Raw genomic sequence first — 19,785 nt, forward strand, 5'->3', positions numbered from 1 at the left:
GCACGTTCGACCTGTCGGACATTGTTCGAGAACTATTGACGCGGCCATGCACACCGTTTGACACTCTCGCAACATCACGTCACACGGTTGAAACGGCGGTTGCCCCATGACGCACAGACATCGACTCCGCGGCCGTGCGGGACGGGGGGCGGGACGACTGGCCGCGCTGATCGCCGCGTCCCTGCTCGTCGGCCTCGTCGGGGCGGCGGCCCCGGCCCGGGCGGACGGGACCGCCGACCTCACCGACGGGCTGGCCCTCTGGTACAAGCTCGACGCCACGTCCGGCACCACGGCGGCCGACGCCTCCGGTCACGGCCGCGACGGCACGGTCGTCGGCACCGCCGGCTGGTCCCCCACCGGGCAGGGCCTCGCCTTCAACGGCACCGACACCTACGTCAAGGTGCCCGACAACGTGATGCGGGGCCTGGACGCGATCAGCGTCGCCATGGACGTGCGCATCGACGCCGCCCAGTCCACGCCCTACTTCCTCTACGGCTTCGGCAACTCCAGCGGCAGCAACGGCAACGGCTACCTGTTCGCCACGGGCAACTCCCTGCGCACCTCGATCGCCACCGGCAACTGGTCGACGGAGCAGAACACCAGACCCGCCGACGCCCACAACCTGACCCGTTCGGTGTGGAAGCACCTCACCTACACCCAGTCCGGCACCACCGGCGTGCTGTACGAGGACGGGGTCGAGGTCGCCCGCAACACATCGGTCACCATCACACCCGGCGCCGTCGGCTCGGGCATCACCACCGCCAACTACCTCGGCAAGTCGGTGTACTCCGGCGACCGGCTCTTCAAGGGCGACCTCCGCGACTTCCGGGTGTACGACCACGCGCTGACCGCCTCCGACGTGGAACAGCTCGCCCTCCCCGTGGCCACCCAGGGCGTCGCCGACGACAAGGCCGCACTGGACCTCGGCGACACCTCGGCCGTCACCGCCGACCTGAACCTGCCCAGGACCGGCACGGCCGGGGGTTCCGCGATCAGCTGGGCCAGCGACGACACCACCGTGGTGTCCGACGCCGGCAAGGTGACCCGTCCCGCCGCGGGACGACCCGACGGACACGCCACGCTCACGGCGACCCTCAGGAAGGGGACGGTCACGGCCACCAGGTCCTTCGACGTCACGGTCCCGGCCGCCTTCGACGACGCCACCGCCGCCCGGGAGGCCGCCGACGCCCTCACGGTCCACAACCTCGACGACGTGCGCGGCAACCTCTCGCTCCCGGCGACCGGGTCCTACGGCACCGCCGTCACCTGGGCCTCCGACCGGGCCGACGTCGTCTCGGCCGGCGGTGTCGTCCACCGCCCCGCGCACGGCGGCGGAGCCACCACGGTCGCCCTGACCGCGACCGTCACCAAGGGCGAGGCGAAGGCGACCCGCGAGTTCACCGCGAAGGTCCCCGAACTGCCCGTGAAGGAAGCCCTCAAGGGCTACATGTTCAGCTACTTCACCGGTGAGGGCACCTCCGACGGCGAACAGCTCTACGCGGCGCTCAGCAAGGGCAACGACCCGCTGAAATGGCGGGAACTGAACGACGCCAAGCCCGTCCTGACCTCCACCCTGGGCGAGAAGGGGCTGCGCGACCCGTTCATCATCCGCTCCCCCGAGGGCGACAAGTTCTACCAGATCGCCACCGACCTGAGGATCTACGGCAACGGCGACTGGGACGCCGCCCAGCGCACCGGCAGCAAGTCCATCATGGTCTGGGAGTCCACCGACCTCGTGCACTGGACGGACCAGCGTCTGGTGCAGGTCTCCCCCGACAGCGCCGGCAACACCTGGGCCCCGGAGGCCTACTACGACAGCGACCTCGGCGAGTACGTGGTCTTCTGGGCGTCGAAGCTCTACGACAACGCCTCGCACTCCGGTGACACCTACAACCGGATGATGTACGCCACCACGCGTGACTTCTACACCTTCAGCGAGCCCAAGGTCTGGATCGACCGCGGCTACTCGGTCATCGACTCCACGGTCATCCAGCACGACGGCACCTACTTCCGGCTGTCGAAGGACGAGCGCAACAACACCTCCTCCACCCCCAACAGCAAGTTCATCTTCGAGGAGAAGAGCGACTCGCTGCTGGACCTCTCCTGGGACGCCGTCGCCGAGGGCATCGGCAAGGGCGCGATGAACGCCGCCGAGGGACCGCTGGTGTTCAAGTCGAACACCGAGGACAAGTGGTACGCGTTCCTCGACGAGTTCGGCGGCCGCGGCTACCTCCCCTTCGAGACGACCGACCTCGCCTCGGGCGTGTGGACGCCGTCCACCGGCTACGATCTGCCGGCCAGACCCCGCCACGGCACCGTCCTGCCCGTCACCCAGGCCGAGTACGACCGCCTGCTGCGCGCCTACCAGCCCGACCAGCTGGTGGAGAGCGTCGAGGACATCGCGGTGAAGACCCGCACAGGTGACGCCCCGGTCCTGCCCGCCACCGTGATCGCCGCCTACGCCGACGGCGCACGCCGTCCCGTGGCGGTCGACTGGGACGCCGTCCCCGCGTCGGCCTACGCACAGCCGGGCACCTTCACCGTGACGGGCAGCCTCCCCGACGGCGCCGCGCTCCCGGTCCGCGCCGAGGTGACGGTCTCCGCGGAGGGCCCGGACGTGCCCGCCGACCTGCTGCTGCACTACGGCTTCGACGAGACGTCCGGCAACATCGCCGTCGACTCCAGCGGCCACGGCAACCACGGGACCTACGTCCGCACCCCCGAGTTCGGGACCGGCGTGGACGGCGGCTCGTTCAAGATGTCCGGCGACTCCGCCACCTCCCCGTACGTCAAGATCCCGGGCGGACTGCTCAAGGACGCCGGCAGCGTCACCGTGTCGGCCTACGCCAAGTGGAAGGGCGGCGCCGCCTTCCAGTGGCTGTTCGGACTCGGTCCCGACAGCAACAAGTACCTCTTCGCCACCCCCTCCAACGGCGGCTCCAGCCTCTACTCGGCCATCACCAAGGCGAGCTGGTCCGCGGAGTCGAAGCTGACGGCCGGCTCGCAGCTGACGCCCGGTCAGTGGCGGCACGTCACGGTGACCCTCGACGGCGCCACGGGCACGCTGGTCCTCTACGTCGACGGCGTCGAGGCCGCCCGGGCCGCCGGCGTCACCGTCAAGCCCTCCGAGCTGTACGACTCGGCGAAGGACTACAGCGGCTACATCGGCAGGTCGCTGTACGCGGCCGACCCGTACTTCGGCGGCGAGGTCGACGACTTCCGCGTCTACGGCAGGGCGCTGTCGGCGGCCGAGGTCATGGAGCTCAGCGGCAACACCGCAAGCATCGCCAGGGCGACGCACCCCGCGCTCAAGGTCGACGCCCTCCTGGACAACGCCGCCGGCAAGGTCACGCTGCCGCTGAAGGAGGGCACCGACCTCACCTCGCTGGCACCGGAGTTCACCCTCGCCCACGGAGCCGCCATCAGCCCCGCCTCCGGCAGCACGCACGACTTCACCCGGCCGGTGACGTACGAGGTGACCGGCTCCGACGGCACCAAGCGCACCTGGACCGTGTCGGCCCTGATCATGAAGAGCCCGGTGCTGCCGGGACTCAACGCCGACCCGAACATCGTGCGCTTCGGCGACACCTTCTACATGTACCCGACGACCGACGGCTTCGACGGGTGGAGCGGTACGCAGTTCAAGGCGTACTCGTCGACCGACCTGGTGCACTGGACGGACCACGGCGTCATCCTCGACCTGGGGCCCGACGTGAGCTGGGCGGACAGCAGGGCATGGGCGCCGACGATCGCCGAGAAGAACGGGAAGTACTACTTCTACTACTGCGCGGACGCCAACATCGGTGTCGCCGTCTCCGACTCGCCCACCGGACCGTTCAAGGACGCCCTGGACAAGCCGCTGCTCAAGGCGGGCCAGTACAGCGGCCAGATGATCGACCCGGCGGTCTTCACGGACGACGACGGCCGGTCGTACCTCTACTGGGGCAACGGGCACGCCTACGTCGTCCCGCTCGGCGACGACATGGTCTCCTTCGACGCCTCCGAGGTCACCGACATCACCCCGAGCGGCTACAACGAGGGCAGCTTCGTCGTGAAGCGCCGGGGCACCTACTACTTCATGTGGTCGGAGAACGACACCCGGGACGAGAACTACCGCGTCGCCTACGCCACCGGTCCCTCCCCCACCGGCCCCTGGACCAAGCGGGGCGTCGTCCTGGAGAAGGACCTCTCCCTCGGCATCAAGGGGCCGGGGCACCACTCGGTCGTCCAGGTGCCGGGCACGGACGACTGGTACATCGCCTACCACCGCTTCGCGATCCCCGGCGGTGACGGCACCCACCGCGAGACCACCGTCGACCGTATGGAGTTCGACGCCGACGGCCTGATCAAGAAGGTCGTGCCCACCCTCACGAGCATCGACCCGGTCACCGTCGTCCACGCCGGTCCGGACGCCACGGGCGTCGAAGGCGCCCCGATCGCCCTGACCGGCACGCTGTCCGGCGCGGGCGGCGCCCGGTGGACCCTGGAGCAGGGCGCGCCCTGCTCGATCGCGGACCCGGCGGCCACCCGGACCACGGTCACCTGCACCGACAACGGCACCTACACGGTCACCCTGACCGGCGGGCGCAGCACCGACACGGCCGTGGTGACGGTGACGAACGCGGCGCCGGCCGTCACCTCCGCCACCGGTCCCACCGGCCCGGTACCGGCAGGCCGGCGCACCGCGGTCACCGTCCGGTTCACCGACCCCGGCGCCGGGGACAGCCACACCTGCGTGGTCGACTGGAAGGACGGCGGCAGGCCGGCCTCCGGCACGGTCGCCTCGGGCGGCTGCCGTGCCGAGCACACCTACACCACCGCGGGCATCCGCCGTCCGGTGATCACCGTCACCGACGACGACGGCGCCCCGGCGAGCACGACGCTCCCCGAGCTGATCGTGTACGACCGTGCCGCCGGGCCGCTGGTGGGCGCGGGCACCTTCAGCGCCGCGGTCGGGCCGAAGCGGACCGGCAAGGCCTCCTTCTCGGTCGCGGCCGGCTATCTGCCCGGGGGCACCGCCCCGGCGGGAGAGGTCTCCTTCGACTTCCGGCCGGCCCGGGTGACCCTGCGCTCCACCGGGCTGGACTGGCTCGTCGTCTCCGGTTCCACGGCCATCCTCCAGGGCTCGGGCACGGTCGGCGGCAAGAGCGGCTACGCCTTCCGCGTCACGGCGACGGACGGCCCGGACACCTTCCTCGTCAAGATCTGGAAGAAGTCCGGCGGGGAGGTGGTCTACAGCAGCGGTGCCGCCGCGAAGGTCAGCGGCGTCGTCACGGTCGGCGTCGAGCGCCGCCGCTAGCACCGCCGTCCGGTCCCGGCGCCGGACGACCCCGGCACCGGACGGCCGGCCGCACCACGGGCCCCCTGCTCACGCGGGGGGCCCGCTGGGTTTTCCCGGGGCCCGGGCGGCAGATGCGTGTGTCAGCCGTGCCGCCCGACGGCCAGCAGCGCCTCCAGCGCCGTGGCGGTCTGCGGGTGGCGGGCGAGCAGAACCGCCCCGGACGGGGTGGCCCCGCCCGTCCGCCACGTCCCCTCGCAGCCCAGCAGCCGCGCCAGCGCGTCACAGGTACCGGGATGCTCGGCCAGGAGGGACACACCGCCCGTGGCAGCGGCCTGCCCGGCCGGCGGCGCCGGCGGTTCCTGCGGGAGCCGCCACGGCGGTACCCAGGCGTCCAGCTCGGCGAGGCGCGCCGGGAAGACCCGGCCGGCCTCGCGGATCAGCAGCGGGGCCAGCTCGGCGCCGCCGGCCCGCAGGGTGGTGATGAGGGTCGGCAGCCACGGCAGCAGCACCGCGTCGGGAAGCAGGGCGAACGCGTTCGACACGGCCTCCACGACGAAGTCCGCGAGGTGCGGGACCGGTTCCAGCGCGTGCACGAACCCGCTGAGGTAGCGCGGATAGGCCGGCACCACCAGCGGATTGCCCAGCAACTCGGCACAGCGCTCCCGCAGGACCTCCCTCGGCAGGGTGCCCAGATGGGTCTGCGCCGCCCAGAGCAGTGCGGTGCGGGCGGGGTCCGTCGGATGGGACTGGGCGAGGGCGAGTTCGAGCTGGGTGCGGTCGCAGCCCAGGGACAGGGCCAGGCCCTCCATCCCGAACAGGAAACCGAGCATCGCCGCGACCTGGCGGACCGTCGCGTCGTCGTCGGTGAACGCCGTCGGCAGCAGAGTGCAGTAGTGCGCGTAACCGGTCTTGACGAAGGACTCGATCCACGGCGGGAGCACCGGTTCCGAGGTCCGGTAGTGGGCCAGCAGCCGGCGCACCCGGCGCAGCACCTCCGGCGCGCCGTCGACGCTGCGTTCGCCCGCCAGCACCTCCAGGGCCCGGGTGCCGAGCTCGTCGGCGAGACGACGGCTGCGCAGATAGAGCGTGGCGTCCTCGACGGCCTCCAGCACCTGGGCCGCGGTGGCCTGCGGGGCGTACGCGACGCGCCGCAGGCGCTGCTCGAGCACCTGCTCGACGCTGACGCCCTCGTAGCCCAGCTCGATGAGGGCGCGCTGGTGGGTGCCGAGGGCCAGGTCCCAGGACTCCTGGATGGAGCGCTCGCCCAGCCGCCGTTCTCCCATGACGGTCCGGGCCGCGCCCTGCGGCAGCAGGCGACGCAGCATCCACAGCAGGTCGGAACAGCGGGCGAGTTCGGGGCGGGAGGCGATGTCCAGCAGCGCGCGCTGCACACCGCGCTGCTGGAGTCTCAGCTCCAGGGGGGCGAGCCGGTCGTGCACGTCACGGGCGAGCGGCGGCAGCGCGTCGTAACCGACCTGGCCGACGCGGTCGCCTCCCATCATGATCTCGACCAGCCGGCCCACGTCCCGCCGGCCCGGCACGGAGTCCTTCTCGATGCAGGTGACCGCCGCGTCCTGGAAGTCGTACGGCGTCGGCTTGGCCCGGTCGCGCATACCGGCGAGCAGGATCGACGTCTCGAAGACGGCGATGGCGTCGGCGGTGGAGGCGAGGTAGCCGTTGCGGCGGGCGGCGCGCACGATCTCGACGGACCAGCCGAGCAGTTCGGCCTCGTCGAGGGCGTCGAGGGCGGGCGGCCGCTGGAGGAAGCCGGTGAGCCGGTCGGCGGCCGGCACGGGGACGGGGTGCGCGGGTGCCGTCGCCGCGAGGGCCTTCTTCGGCCGCGCGCTCCTGGTGCCCGCCTGGCCCTCCAGCCGGAACGGCCGGACTCCGGTGCGCTTGACGTTCTTCGCCCATTCCGTCGCGGCGATGGACACGGACCCGGCCGCCAGCCCGAACTGCGCCTCGATCGCGCCGTGGCTGGAGGGGATCAGGCCGTGGCGCCACTCGGTGCCGCTCGGCGGGCTGATGGTGAACGTGTCGCTGCCGTGGACACCGAACTCCGCGACCCGGCTGGCCGCGTGGAAGGCGCCGCAGACGTAGAGGCAGTCGGCGGGGTCGGTGCCGGTGGCGGCGAGGTGCTCGCGCATCCGGGTCCACATGTACCGCTCGCGGTCCTCGTCGACGCGCACCTTGCCGGGGTCCCCGGGGGCGAGGCGGCGGAAGAGGCTGCCGATGAGCAGCATGACCTGGCGGTAGGTGTCGTGATCGCTGTCCCCGAGGGGCAGTTCGACGTACTGGTGCCACCACTCCGACCAGTGCCGCACCCGGCCGTGGCGCAGCAGGTGCTCCTCCAGTTCGGCGAAGCGGGGGCGCAGGTCGCCGATCTCCACGCCCACGGCGTCCCCGTGCAGGGCGGTCTGTTCGGCCTCCTCGGGCGCGTCGGGGTCTCCATCGTCGCCGGTTCCGCCGTCGGGTGCGGTCTCCCACTGGAAGACGTGGTCCGAGGAACGGTCGACGAGGACGAGTTCGACGCCGGGGGTGTCGAGGGCGTAGGCGATGGCCTGGTACTCGGCGGAGGCCTCGGTGACCGGCGCGACCACGGAGAGCGGCGCCCAGTCGGCGGGGAAGCCCTCGATCTCGCTGGCGAACGACTGGACGGCCACCGGCAGACGGCAGTTGCGCAGCTCGGTCAGGAGCGGCGCCATGTCCTCGCACAGCTCCAGGTAGACCGTCCTCGGCTGCTTCTCGCGCAGCCGCCGCGCCATGGCGATGGCCGAGGCGGGTGAGTGATGGCAGACCGGGAAGATCTCCAGGGGTTCGCCCACCGCGCGTTCGACGTCGTCGACGATGCCCCGCAGGATGCCCTCCAGGGCGCCGGGTCCGTCGGCGAACGTGGCGGCCGCGTCCTGGAGTTGGGAGCGCAGGGCGGCGAACGGGGCGTCGGGGGCGCCGGTCACGACAGGGTCGCGATCGCGTCGCGGCCGCCTTCGAGGAACTCGGGCCAGGAACCGCCCTCTTCCTTGCCGCGCGGCTCGACGACGCCGTGCAGGTACTTGTTGAGGATCGCGAGGTCCTCGGGTGCGCGCCGGGCCAGGGAACCCACGAGGGAGGAGGCGAGGGTACGGGCGGTCAGGACGCGTTCGCCGAAGAAGTTGCTGTGCAGGACGGCGTCCTCCAGCACGCCGATCTGCTCGGCCGTGGACAGGGCGGACTCGAGCTTCTCGTCGTCGCTGCCGGCGGCGACCGAGGAGGCCCGCAGGTCGGCGAAGCTGCGCAGCAGCACGTCCAGCAGCGTCGGCGGGACGTCCAGCTCGATCCGGTGGCGGCGCAGCAGTTCCTCGGTGCGGAACCGGACGATCTCCGCCTCGCTCTTCTTGTTCGTCACCACCGGGATCCGCACGAAGTTGAAGCGGCGCTTGAGGGCGGAGGAGAGGTCGTTGACGCCACGGTCACGGCTGTTGGCGGTGGCGATGACCGAGAAGCCCGGCTTGGCGAACACGATGTTGTCGCTGTCCTGGTCACTGCCCAGTTCCGGGACCGAGATGTACTTCTCCGACAGGATCGAGATCAGCGCGTCCTGGACGTCGCTGGTGGAGCGGGTCAGTTCCTCGAAACGGCCGATCGCGCCGGTCTCCATCGCCGTCATGATCGGCGACGGGATCATCGACTCGCGGGACTGCCCCCTGGCGATGACCATCGAGACGTTCCACGAGTACTTGATGTGGTCCTCGGTGGTGCCCGCCGTGCCCTGCACGACCAGCGTGGAGTTGCGGGAGATCGCGGCCGCCAGCAGCTCCGCCAGCCAGCTCTTGCCGGTACCCGGGTCGCCGATCAGGAGCAGACCGCGGTCGGAGGCGAGGGTGACGATGGACCGTTCGACGAAGCTGCGGTCGCCGAACCACTTCGGGGCGATCTCCCGCTCGAGGCCGTCGGCGCGCTCGGAACCGAGGACGAAGAGACGGACCATCTTCGGGGACAGCCGCCACGAGAACGGCTTGGGGTCGTCGTCGACCGACTCCAGCCAGTCGAGTTCCTCGGCGTACTTGATTTCGGCGGGGGCACGCAGCAGGTCGGACATCGGAGGGCCTTTCGGTGAACAGGGAAGCGTGACAAGGAGAAGAGGGGCGGCGGCAGAAAAGGGGGAGTTCCGAGAGGACGGGCGCGGGCGCGGAGCCGAGCCCCGCCCGCCAGATCAGGTCAGGTCAGGTCAGGTCAGGTCAGGAACGTCTTGAGTTCGTGGACGAGCTTGCCGATGTGACCGGAGATCACCGGTGTGCCGAGAGCCTTGAACCGTTCCCGGAACCAGGGGTTGACCTCCTGCCGTCCGGAGCTGGTCACCGAGCCGACGGGGATGAACCGGACGCCGGAGCGGTGGACCTCCTCGATGCCCTCGAACAACGGCTGGGAGCGGTCGAACTCGTAGAAGTCCGAGATCCACACCAGCGCCGTGTTCTTGGGCTCGGCGATCTTCGGCCGGGCCATGGCCATGGCGACCGGACCGTCGTTCCCGCCGCCCAGCTTGGTCCGCAGCAGCACTTCGAACGGCTCGTGCACCCAGGGGGTGAGATCGATGGCGCGGGTGTCGTACGCGATCAGGTGCACGTCCACCTTGGGCAGACCCGCGAAGATCGACGCCAGGATCGTGCAGTTGACCATGGAGTCGACCATCGAGCCCGACTGGTCCACGACCACGACGAGCCGCTGCGGTGTCGTGCGGCGGACGGTGTGGCGGTAGTAGAGGCGGTCGACGAAGAGGCGTTCCTCTTCCGGACTGTAGTTGGTGAGGTTCTTCCAGATGGTGCGGTCGAGGTCGAGGTTGCGGAACACGCGCTTGGGCGGGACCGAGCGGTCCAGCTCACCGACCGTGGCCTTCTCCACCTGGGTACGCAGTACTTCGGCGACCTCGTCGACGAAGCGGCGTATCAGCGCCTTGGCGTTGGCCAGGGCGACCCCGGAGAGGTTGTTCTTGTCCCGCAGCAGTTGCTCGATCAGCGACATGCTCGGGGTGAGCCGTGCCGCCAGCGCGGGGTCGGCCAGGACCTCGCGCAGGTGCATGCGGCGGACGAGGTCCGCCTCGATGGCGCCGAGTTCGGGACCGAGCGCGGGGAGGAGCCCACCGTCGGACGCCGGGCCGCGGCCGCTGCGCAGCTCCCCCGGACGGCAGCCGAGCGCCCGCTCCAGCCAGCCGGCGTCGCCCTGCCAGCGGGAGAGCTGTCCGGCGCTGACGGCGCCCGAGCCGGTGGAGAAGACGTTGAGCAGCACCTTGGAGACGAGGGCGGCGCGCCGCACCTCCGCCGCCCGGTCCCGCGCCCCACGGCCCCCGGACCCGGTGTCGGCTTCGGCTTCGGCTTCGGTGGCCGTACCGCCGTCCCGGTCGGCGGCCTCGGCCTCGGGGGTCATCAGGCCGTCGAACTCGGCCTCCAGTTCCGGGTGGCGCTGGACGATGGAGTCGACGGCGGTCTGCGGGTCCAGCAGCGCGGGCGGCAGCCCGATGTCCTCCACGACGGCGAGGCTCACCGATTCCAGTCCGGGCTGCTCCTCGGGGTCGAAGAGACGGGCCAGCAGCCGCCAGTAGAGGACCTGGCGCCGGTTGTCGTCGGGCACGGCGTGCGGCACGGGCTCGTTCATTTGCGCAGCAGCCTTCCCGCTCGTTCGCGCAGGACGGTCATGGCGTCGGTGGCGGCCTTCTCGGCGCGGACGCCGGCCTTGTCGGTGGTGCCGCCGGCCCACGCGCCCGCGTGCAGGGCGACGGCCTTGCGGCGCACGGTGGTCTCGACGGCGAGCGGCTGGAGGCGGAAGCCGCCGTCCCAGCGCAGCAGTGCGACGCAGGCGCCGGAGTTCGCGACGGCCTCGGGGGTGAGCGGGCCCGCGGTGGGGATGCGGTCGGTGTCGACGGGGAACGTGCGACCGGCGACGGTGAACGTGAGCGTGTCGCCGTCCTGTGCGCTGTCGTAGCCCTCCAGGAACACCGGTTCGGCGATGCGCACGGGGTGCCGGTCCAGGGGTTGCGTGGGCAGGGCGGTGGCAGCGGGCAGGACGACCCGCGCGGTGGCGAGGGCGTCGGCCGGGTCGCCCGCGCGGGCCCGTGCGTCGTCCCAGACGAGGTCGCCCTCGTCGGTGAGGGGCATGGCGTCGAGGTGCATCGCCCGTCCCTCGCCCACGGCGGTGAGCAGCGACAGGTGCGGGCGCAGCAGCTGCCAGACGCCTGCCTCGACGACCGTGTCCGGCTTGGGCACCGACACGCTCGCGCGGACCAGGCGGGGCGGGCCGCCGTCGGCGGGTTCGAACACCGCGTGGACCTGGGCCTGCACCGCGGTGGCGTGCTCGTGCAGATCCATGCCGAGGGGCAGCAGACGGCCGGTGGCGGTCGCGGCGGCGGGCCGGCCGGCGGCGCCGGGCCGGGTCAGCAGCAGGGCCCGGGACCACAGGTCGGCCCAGCGGCGGGCCGGGATCCGTTCCAGGGTGGCGCCGGGGCAGGAGGCGGCGAGTTCGGCGGCGAACCCGTCCAGCAGGGTGGCCAGACGGCGCAGCGCGGGGTCCGGCAGCATCGCGGAGACGACGGGCGCGGCCCCGCTCGCCAGCTCGTGGTCGATGCCCCGCCAGCCCGCGCGCGCGACCTCCGAGAGCCAGGTGCGGGCGGCGGCCAGCAGGTTGACCGACGGGGAGTCGGCGGGCGGGGCGGCCTCCCTCTCCTCCCGGGTACGGCCGGTGATCTCGTCGGCGTCGGCCGTGAGCGCGTCGTGGACGGCGCCCAGCAGGGCGGTGCGGGCGGCGGCGAGGGCGACGAAGTGGTCCTCGCCCGCGGCTCCCGCCGAGGCCTTGCCCGCGGCCTCGGCGACCGGGGCGGCCAGCGGACTGCCGGCGACGGCGGTGGCGAGCGCGCCGAGTCCGGTCACGCTCCCGGGCCCGGGGCGCAGCAGGCCGCCCTCCAGGGCGCGGTCGAAGGCGTCGACCGCCGCCAGTGCCTCGTCCAGCGGCTCGTCGGAACCGGCGGGCCGGTCCGCGCCGGCCGCCGGGGAGGACTGCGGGCCGGCACTCGCGCGGGTCGGCGGGAACCAGTGGAGTTCCGGCAGCGGGGCGGTCACCGCGGGCAGTTCCAGGTAGGCCAGGTGGCGCAGGAACCGGCTGAAGACGGGTGCGGCGGCGGCCTTGCCGTCGCCCCGGGGCGGGTGGGTGCCGGTCATCGCGGCGGTGAGGGCGGCGGCGTCCGCCTGCGTGCCGCCCGCGGGCTCGACGCGCAGGTAGCGGGCGACGCGGCCGGCGCCGTACTGGAGCACGGCTTCGGTGATCAGCGCGCGGATGTGGTTGCAGAATGAGCCCCGGGCGCCGCCGCAGGGACGGTTGTTGTTGGTGCTGCACGCGAAGGCGTAGGTGCCGGCGGCGACCGACGAGACGTAGACCCGCTCGATGTCCGAGCCGCTGGAGACCACGCCCTGGAGCCGTCCGTCGGCCAGTTCGACGAAGGGGACCTTGGCGAGCTTGCGCGGCCGCGCGGGCGGCACCACCCGGGCCGTACTCGACTTCTCCCAGTCGGACAACGCACCATCTCCTTTGCTGCGGCACAGGGCTCCGCACGCCGAATCGGCGCAGGACAGGGGGGTCGCCGCGCCGGAGCGGCGCGACAACGACGAACTTACCGGCGACCACTGACAACGCGTCCGGGACGACTGGGACGACGGGACGGCACGCCCGACGCCCGACGCCCGACGGCCCGTCCGGCCCGCGGGGAACCGCTTCCGCGATGCCGGAGGGCCCTGGGCCGGCCGTCGGCGGCACATCGCGCGAGGCGGTCACGCGGGTCGTCCGCATACCGGTCGGTTCGGGCCCGGGTGGCCCGGTTCTCCTAGACTTCCGATGATCATGCTCGGGGGCGACGGCAGGGGCATGTCGACTTGGAGGGCAGGGTTGAGCGGGGAGCAGGCGGCATTCGGGGAGCTGCTGAGGGAGTTCCGGCTGGCCGCGTCGCAGACCATCGAGGGGCTGGCCGAGGCGTCGGGCGTGAGCGTGCGGGGCATCGGGGACCTGGAGCGCGGGCGACGGGCGGCGCCGCAGCGCCGGACGGTCGCCGCGCTCGCGGACGGTCTGGGCCTGGCGGAAGCGCCGCGGGAGCGGCTGCTGACGGCCGCGCGGGCCGGACGCGGCACCGGGTACAGCCCGGTGGGCGTGCGGGCGTTCCCGCGCGGTGTCGACGACTTCGTGGGCCGGGCGCAGGAGTTGGCGCGACTGGCGGAGCTCGCGGAGCGGGAGGCGGGCGCCCAGCCGGTGGTGGTGGCGGTGTCCGGGCCGCCCGGGACCGGAAAGACGACGCTGGCGCTGCACGCGGCCCGTCGCCTGGCCGACCGTTTTCCGCACGGGCAACTGCTCCTCGACCTGCGGGGCACGGACGACGATCCGCCGTCTCCCGCCGAGCTGGTCCTGCGGGTGCTGAAGGCCCTCCAGGTCGCCGACCGGGATCTCGCCCAGGCCGGTCCGCAGGGCCACCCGGCCCTGTACCGGCAGCTGCTGGCCGAACGGCGCTGTCTGCTCGTGCTGGACAACGCGCGCGACGAGGCGCAGGTGCGTCCGCTGCTGCCCGCCGCGGGCGCCGGGATGGTGGTCGTGACGAGCAGGCGCATGCTGACCGGGCTGGACAGCGTGCACCGGCTGCCGCTCGGTGAACTGAGCCCGGCGGAGGCCGCCGAGTTCCTGGCCTCGCTCGTCGGAGCCGACCGGGCGTCGGCCGATCCGGCCGCCCTGGGTGATGTCGCCGAGCGCTGCGGGCATCTGCCGCTCGCCCTGCGGGTGGCGGGCAACTGGCTGGCCACCCGTACCGGTTGGAGCGTGCGCCGGCTCGCCGACCGCCTCGCCGTCGAGGAGCGGCGGCTGGACGCGCTGGCCGCCGGGGACGTGCGGGTGGCGGCGGCCTTCGACCTCTCCTACCGTCAGCTGACGCCCGCCGCCGCCCGGCTGTTCCGGCGTCTCGCCCTGGTCCCCGGCCAGGACACGGCGGCGGCCGGGGCCGCGCGGCTCACCGGTCAGCCGCTGTTCGACGCCGAGGACACCCTGGAGGAGCTGGTCGAGACCGGTCTGCTGGGGACCGACGGGGACCGCTACCGCCTGCACGACCTGCTGCGGCTGTACGCCCGCACCCGGCTGGCGGACGAGGAGGGCGCGCGGGAGGCGGAGGACGCCCGTGGCGCCCTGTTCCGCTGGCTGCTGGAGACGGCGGTGGTCGCCGGCCGCTGGTTCGAGCCGGGGCACGGCGCTCCCCCGCCCACCTGGCGGGGCACGGTGGACCTGTCCACGGCGGACCTGGCCCGTGCCTGGCTCCAGGCGGAGGGCGCCAACTGGCTGGCGGCCCTGCGCGCGGCGGAGGCGGCCGGTGAGCACGCGGCCGTGGTCGAGGTGGCCGAGGCACTGCACTGGTTCTCCGACCAGTGGATCTTCTGGGGGCACTGGCCGGAGGTGTTCGGGACGGCCGCGCGCTGCGCGCGCACGCTGGACGACCCGGCCGTGGAGGCCACCATGCTCAACTACCACGCGTGGGCGCTCCTCGTGTGCGAACGCCGTCACCAGGACAGTCTGCTGCGCTCCGCCGAGGCGCTGACCGTCGCCGAGCGGGCGGGCGACGCCGGACAGCAGGCCTGGGCGCACATGTACCGCGGCTGGGCGCTCCAGCAGCTCGAGGACCTCGGGCCGGCGGCCGACCATCTGCGCCGGGCGGCCGCCCTGTTCGAGAGCGTGGGCGATCTGCACGGGGGGCTCCAGGCCCGGCACGGGCGGGCCATCGTCCTGGAGAAGCTGGGGCGGACCGAGGAGGCGCACGCCTTCTACGAGGAGACGCTCGCCTTCCTGGAGGAGGTCAGCGACCGGCTGGAACCGCATATCGCCGACGTCACGCGGATCGGGCTGCGCGCGGGTCTGGGCAGCTGTCTCGCGGCGCTGGAGCGCTGGCCGGAGGTGGTGGAGCAGCAGACCACCGCCGTGGAGATCTGCCGGGCGAGCGGCAACACGGCCCTGGAGAGCCGTCAACTGGTCCATCTCGGCAGGGCGCTGCTGTCCGCCGGACGACCGCGGGAGGCACGGGCGGCCCTCGCGCGCTGCGTCTCGCTCGGTGACCACGCCGATCCGCGTCCCGTCGGAGAGGCCCGTGACCTCCTCGCGGGTCTCGGCGCGCCCTGACCCCGCGTCCCGTCCCCGGTCCGCCGCGACACGGGGACGGGGGCGGGGCGGCGCGGGCCGCCGACGGGCGGTGCCCCTCGTCGTGTCCTCCATCCTGCTCCCCCGTGCCTGCCGCGTCTTGTCCCGGAGCGCACGGCACTGTTCCCACAGCGCACATCCGGCGTCCCGTGGGGCTGACGGGGAGCGCTGCCGTGCCCGGATCGACGGCGGGGAGGCGCCGTGAGTGTTTCTGCCTGCTTCCTGCCTGGAGCCCGTCGGCCACCGCTGCTTGGCTGGTGACGGCGGGGAGGACGGGCCGCCGTCCGCCCCCTCTCCGCCGGTTTTCGTACAGGTGGAGAGGAGGGCCGGGTGGCCCTGGTGATGACGACCGCTTCGGTTCCCGAGTCGGAGCGGCCCGCGTACTGGCGGGAGGCGGTGGGCAGGGCACTGGCGCCGATGGCCGTCACCGTGCGGCACGGCGGTCCGTTCGAGGGCCGGGTCTGCACCGAGCGACTGGGCCATCTGCGCATCACCACGATCGAGGCCGACGCACAGCGCGTGAGCCGCACCGCCGCCCATCTGGCGGGAGCGACCGCGGCTCCCGCCCCGGCCGCGGACCATGTGGTGGTGGGTCTCCAGACGGCGGGCACCGCGACCCTGCTCCAGGACGGCCGGCGGGCCCTCGTGGAGGAGGGCGACCTCATGGTCTACGACACGGGCCGGCCGTACTCCCTGGACTTTCCGGAGCGCTTCGCCCACCGGGCCGTCCGTATGCCGCGGTGGGCGCTCGGCGTGGCGGAGGAGGACCTGCGCCGGGTGACCGGGACCGCGATCACCGGGACGGAGGGGTTCGGCGCGCTGCTGGCGAACTTCCTGGCGCCGCTGACCGCCTCGGTGCCGCCCTGCGCCCCGGCCGTCGCCGGCCGGCTGGCCGCGGGCGTGGTGGACCTCGTCGCGACGCTGGTCGACGAGCGGATCCGGGGTGACGTGACGCCCGCGGCCAGCCAGGGGGAACATCTCGTCCTGCGCGTGCGCGACCACATCGACCGCCATCTGGCCGACCCGGGGCTGTCCCCGGGGAGCGTGGCGGCGGCGCACCACATCTCGGTGCGCTATCTGCACCGGCTCTTCGAGGGCGAGGGCGTCACCGTGTCCCGGCTGATCCAGCAGCGCCGGCTGGAGCGGTGCGCCCGCGAGCTGCGCCGGGCCGCCGTCTCGGCTCCCCCGGTGTCGGCGGTCGCGCAGCGGTGGGGTTTCGCCAACCCGGCCCACTTCAGCCGGGTCTTCCGCGCCGCGTACGGGCTCTCCCCGCGCGAGTGGCGTGAGGCACGGGACGAACTGGTCCCGGCGGGCTGAGCCGGCCGGGTCACCGCGGCCGGCCTGTGCCCGTACGGGACCGGCTCGCCTCAGCCCGCGGAACGCCGTCGGTCCGACGTACGGGCGCACAGGAGCAGGGTCCCGGCGACCGTGACCGCCGCCGTGCCGACGGCGCAGATCCCGCCGCGGGAGCGCCACGACAGCACGGAGCCGGTCGAGCGGGCGGACAGCACCGAGCCCGCGCTCAGCCAGGAACCCGCGGAGACGAAGGAGACGGCGGAGCCGACGGACCCGAGGGACAGGAAGCTGCCGACGGAGGCGACGGACAGGGAACTGCCCACGGAACCGATGGACAGGAACGAGTCGACCGAGCCGATCGAGAGCGCCGAGTTCTTCGACCACAGGGAACGCCAGGAACCGTCGCCGCCGGCGTTCCCGGGCACGGCCCGCGCCACCGCGTTCGTTCCGGACGACCTCGTGCTGGATTCCGTCATGCTCCGATCATAGGAGCGGAGCGGTCAGGACGGGGGCCGGTCGCGGTAGGCGATACGGGCCCGGTCGTGGACCTCGCCGGTGGTGCCCCACTCGTTGCGGCCGAGCCGGGACAGGGGCCGCAGACGCCGGATGTCGGGGTGGCCGTCGACGACGACGTCCTCGCGGACCGCCGCGTGCACGACCTGGCCGAGGACCAGCGTGGAGTTGCCGATGCGCAGCGTGGAGTGGAGCCGGCACTCCAGGGCCACGGGCGAGGCGGCCACCCGGGGCGGCCGCACTCGCAGCGAGGGCTCCCGCTCGATGCCCACGGCGTCGAACTCGCCCTCGTGCGGGGGGAAGTCGGTGCCGGTGGCGTTGATCTGGTCGAGTTGCGGCTCGGCGGCGAAGTTGACCACGAACTCGCCGGTGGCCTCGACGTTGCGCAGCGAGTCCTTGCGTCCGACGGAGGTGAACTGGACGATCGGCGGATCGGTGCAGGCGACGGTGAAGAAGGAGTGCGGGGCGAGGTTGGCGGTGCCGTCGGCCGCCAGGGTCGACACCCAGGCGATGGGCCGGGGCACGACGACGGCCGTGAGCAGTCGGTAGAAGTCTCCCGCGGGCAGGGAGCCGGGATCGTAGTCAACGCGCATGTCGGCCAGTTCTACCCGACCGGTCCCGGCGAAGCGGAATCGGCCCTCCGGTCAGCCCACGTCCCAGAGGAAGCGGTGGGTGTGGATGGCGAAGTACGGGAACGACCGTACGTCGCTCACGCCCTCGATCTGCCGCACGGTGTCGTTGACGAAGTCGAGCAGCTCCTTGGCGGTGGGGCTGACCACCTCGGCGAAGAGATCGAAGCCTCCCGAGGTGAGCACGGAGTAGACGACCTCGGGATGGGCGGCCAGTTCGTCGGCGACGGGCCGCGGGTCGGCCGCCGCGGTGATGCCGAGCAGGGCCATGGCCTGGCCGCCCATGGCCATCGGGTCCGTGACGCCGACGACCTGGACGGCCCGTGAGTCCAGCAGGCGTTGCAGTCGCTGCCGGGCCGCGGAGGCGGACAGGCCGACCTTCGGGCCGAGGTCGGCGTACGCGATGCGTCCGTCGCTCTGGAGTTCACGCAGGATGGCCCGGTCGATCTCGTCCACGCCGTGTCCCTTCTCGTCGGTGGGGTCAGCCGGCCAGCTCGGCGAGGGCCGCGGCGAAGAGCCCGGTGTGCGTGTCGACGTCCCGCTCGGTGGTGTCGGGGCACATGAGGGCCATGTTGTGGAACGGGGTGAGGAGGATGCCCCGGTTGGCCAGATAGAGGTGGAGGTAGTCCTCCAGTTCGGTGTCGCCGGCCGCGGCGGCCCCGGTGCCGGTGCGGGGCGCGGGGTCGGTGAGGCGGTACTCGGTGCGGGCCCCGAGGCGGCTGACGGACCAGGGCAGGGCGTGCCGTTCGATGCCGGCCCGCACTCCGGCCTCGAAGCGCGCGGACAGGGCGTGCATCCGGTCGAACGCCTCGTCGGTCAGGACGTGCTCGAGCGTGGCGCGGGTCGCGGCGACGGACAGGGCGTTGCCCGCGAGGGTGCCGCCGACGCCGCCCATGTCGACCAGGTCGAGGTCGTCGCGGCCGAGCAGCCGGTCGGCCAGTTCGGCGGAGAGACCGTAGGCGCCGGCCGGGACGCCTCCGCCGATGGCCTTGCCGATGGTGAGCACGTCGGGCTCCAGCTGCCAGGCGCCGGTGCAGCCACCGGGGCCCGCGGAGAAGGTGTGCGTCTCGTCGTTGATCAGGAGGGTGCCGTGGCGGCGGGTCAGTTCGCGGACCCCCGCCAGGTAGCCGGGTTCGGGCAGCACGATGCCGATGTTGGTGAGGGCGGGCTCCATCAGGACGGCGGCCACGTCACCGTGGGCGAGTTCGCGTTCCAGCTGATCCAGGTCGTTGAACTCGGCGACCCGGCTGGTGAGGGTGACGTCGCAGGGGGCGCCGACGTTTCCGGGGCGGGCGCTGCCGCGTTCTCCGGGGCCCGTGACGATCAGGGACTCGTCGACGCTGCCGTGGTAGCAGTAGCTGTTGACCAGGATCTTCGGACGGTCCGTGACCGCGCGGGCCAGCCGGATCGCCCACCGGTTGGCGTCGGTCGCGGTCAGCGAGAAGCTCCACCGGGTCAGCCCGAAGCGACGGGTCAGCTCGGCGCCCACCCATTCGGCGTCCTCGGTGGGCAGCATCGCGGTCGCGCCCCCGAGGACGGTGAAGCGGTGCCGGACGGCCTCGGCCACGGGCGCGGGCGAGTGACCGGCCATGGCGCCGGTGTCGCCCAGGCAGAAGTCGATGTACTCGTGCCCGTCGATGTCCTGGACCCGGGCGCCCCTGGCCGACTCCAGGTACCGGGGGAAGGCGCCGGCCGTCTTGTTCATCCAGGTCATCGGCACCCGGCCGAAGAGGTGCTCGGCCCGGCCGTAGGCGGCCCGGGAGCGCGGGTTGAGCCGCTCGGCGTCCGCGCTCTCGCGGGCGAGCAGCTGACGCAGTCGGGCACGGTCCATGGCACACCCCGGATCCGAGGGACGAGTGAATACCGTCAATCTACGACCGAAAGGGC

The 19,785-nt window shown here is 72.9% G+C and carries 11 protein-coding genes and 1 pseudogene; 3 read left to right on the forward strand and 9 right to left on the reverse strand.

Going from position 1 to position 19,785, the window contains the following annotated elements:
- The first annotated feature begins 106 nt into the window (after window positions 1-106).
- Entirely contained in the window at window positions 107-5,299 is a 5,193-nt protein-coding gene (locus tag Saso_RS26260; RefSeq protein WP_189924787.1) for a family 43 glycosylhydrolase, read from the forward strand.
- A 122-nt stretch (window positions 5,300-5,421) separates the two neighbouring features.
- Here Saso_RS26260 and Saso_RS26265 read toward each other — a convergent pair whose 3' ends face one another.
- The 5 genes and pseudogenes from Saso_RS26265 to Saso_RS38450 form a co-directional block, all read right to left on the reverse strand.
- A complete protein-coding gene (locus tag Saso_RS26265) occupies window positions 5,422-8,238 on the reverse strand; it encodes a DUF5682 family protein (RefSeq protein ID WP_189924785.1) in 2,817 nt (938 codons plus the stop codon).
- Window positions 8,235-9,359: an ATP-binding protein gene (locus tag Saso_RS26270; RefSeq protein ID WP_189924783.1), complete on the reverse strand. Its 1,125-nt coding sequence runs from the start codon at window positions 9,357-9,359 to the stop codon at window positions 8,235-8,237. The genes Saso_RS26265 and Saso_RS26270 overlap by 4 nt, the downstream gene beginning before the upstream one ends.
- A gap of 134 nt (window positions 9,360-9,493) precedes the next feature.
- On the reverse strand, window positions 9,494-10,909 hold the full coding sequence (locus Saso_RS26275) for a VWA domain-containing protein (RefSeq protein ID WP_189924781.1): 1,416 nt from the start codon (window positions 10,907-10,909) through the stop codon (window positions 9,494-9,496).
- Complete coding sequence (locus Saso_RS26280; RefSeq protein WP_189925050.1) at window positions 10,906-12,255, reverse strand: hypothetical protein; 1,350 nt, start codon at window positions 12,253-12,255, stop codon at window positions 10,906-10,908. Before Saso_RS26280 ends, Saso_RS26275 begins: the two co-directional genes overlap by 4 nt.
- A 57-nt stretch (window positions 12,256-12,312) precedes the next feature.
- A pseudogene (locus Saso_RS38450) lies at window positions 12,313-12,846 on the reverse strand (hypothetical protein); the annotation flags it as partial.
- Window positions 12,847-13,186: 340 nt separating this feature from the next.
- Here Saso_RS38450 and Saso_RS26285 point away from each other — a divergent pair.
- Both Saso_RS26285 and Saso_RS26290 read left to right on the forward strand, forming a co-directional pair.
- Window positions 13,187-15,442: an ATP-binding protein gene (locus tag Saso_RS26285; protein WP_189924780.1), complete on the forward strand. Its 2,256-nt coding sequence runs from the start codon at window positions 13,187-13,189 to the stop codon at window positions 15,440-15,442.
- Between the two features lie 348 nt (window positions 15,443-15,790).
- Window positions 15,791-16,777, forward strand: coding sequence for an AraC-like ligand-binding domain-containing protein (locus Saso_RS26290; protein WP_189924778.1), 987 nt, complete (start codon window positions 15,791-15,793; stop codon window positions 16,775-16,777).
- A gap of 50 nt (window positions 16,778-16,827) precedes the next feature.
- On the opposite strand, the gene Saso_RS38955 is transcribed toward Saso_RS26290, so the two are convergent.
- Genes Saso_RS38955 through Saso_RS26310 form a run of 4 tightly spaced genes read right to left on the reverse strand, consistent with a single transcriptional unit; the run spans window position 16,828 to window position 19,729 of the window.
- On the reverse strand, window positions 16,828-17,232 hold the full coding sequence (locus Saso_RS38955; RefSeq protein WP_307822254.1) for a hypothetical protein: 405 nt from the start codon (window positions 17,230-17,232) through the stop codon (window positions 16,828-16,830).
- A gap of 24 nt (window positions 17,233-17,256) precedes the next feature.
- Complete coding sequence (locus Saso_RS26300; RefSeq protein WP_189924776.1) at window positions 17,257-17,862, reverse strand: flavin reductase family protein; 606 nt, start codon at window positions 17,860-17,862, stop codon at window positions 17,257-17,259.
- Window positions 17,863-17,913: 51 nt separating this feature from the next.
- Window positions 17,914-18,354, reverse strand: coding sequence for an Lrp/AsnC family transcriptional regulator (locus Saso_RS26305; protein ID WP_189924774.1), 441 nt, complete (start codon window positions 18,352-18,354; stop codon window positions 17,914-17,916).
- Between the two features lie 25 nt (window positions 18,355-18,379).
- Entirely contained in the window at window positions 18,380-19,729 is a 1,350-nt protein-coding gene (locus Saso_RS26310; protein WP_189924772.1) for a transaminase, read from the reverse strand.
- Window positions 19,730-19,785: the final 56 nt, after the last annotated feature.

Source organism: Streptomyces asoensis, from assembly GCF_016860545.1.
GTDB classification, from domain to species: Bacteria; Actinomycetota; Actinomycetes; order Streptomycetales; family Streptomycetaceae; genus Streptomyces; species Streptomyces asoensis.

Excerpts from the sequence above, each read along its gene's own strand:
- Saso_RS38955 (WP_307822254.1), bottom strand. The coding sequence starts at position 17,232 with ATGACGGAATCCAGCACGAGGTCGTCCGGAACGAACGCGGTGGCGCGG.
- Saso_RS26260 (WP_189924787.1), top strand. The coding sequence starts at position 107 with ATGACGCACAGACATCGACTCCGCGGCCGTGCGGGACGGGGGGCGGGA.
- Saso_RS26300 (WP_189924776.1), bottom strand. The coding sequence starts at position 17,862 with ATGCGCGTTGACTACGATCCCGGCTCCCTGCCCGCGGGAGACTTCTAC.
- Saso_RS26270 (WP_189924783.1), bottom strand. The coding sequence starts at position 9,359 with ATGTCCGACCTGCTGCGTGCCCCCGCCGAAATCAAGTACGCCGAGGAA.
- Saso_RS26275 (WP_189924781.1), bottom strand. The coding sequence starts at position 10,909 with ATGAACGAGCCCGTGCCGCACGCCGTGCCCGACGACAACCGGCGCCAG.
- Saso_RS26310 (WP_189924772.1), bottom strand. The coding sequence starts at position 19,729 with ATGGACCGTGCCCGACTGCGTCAGCTGCTCGCCCGCGAGAGCGCGGAC.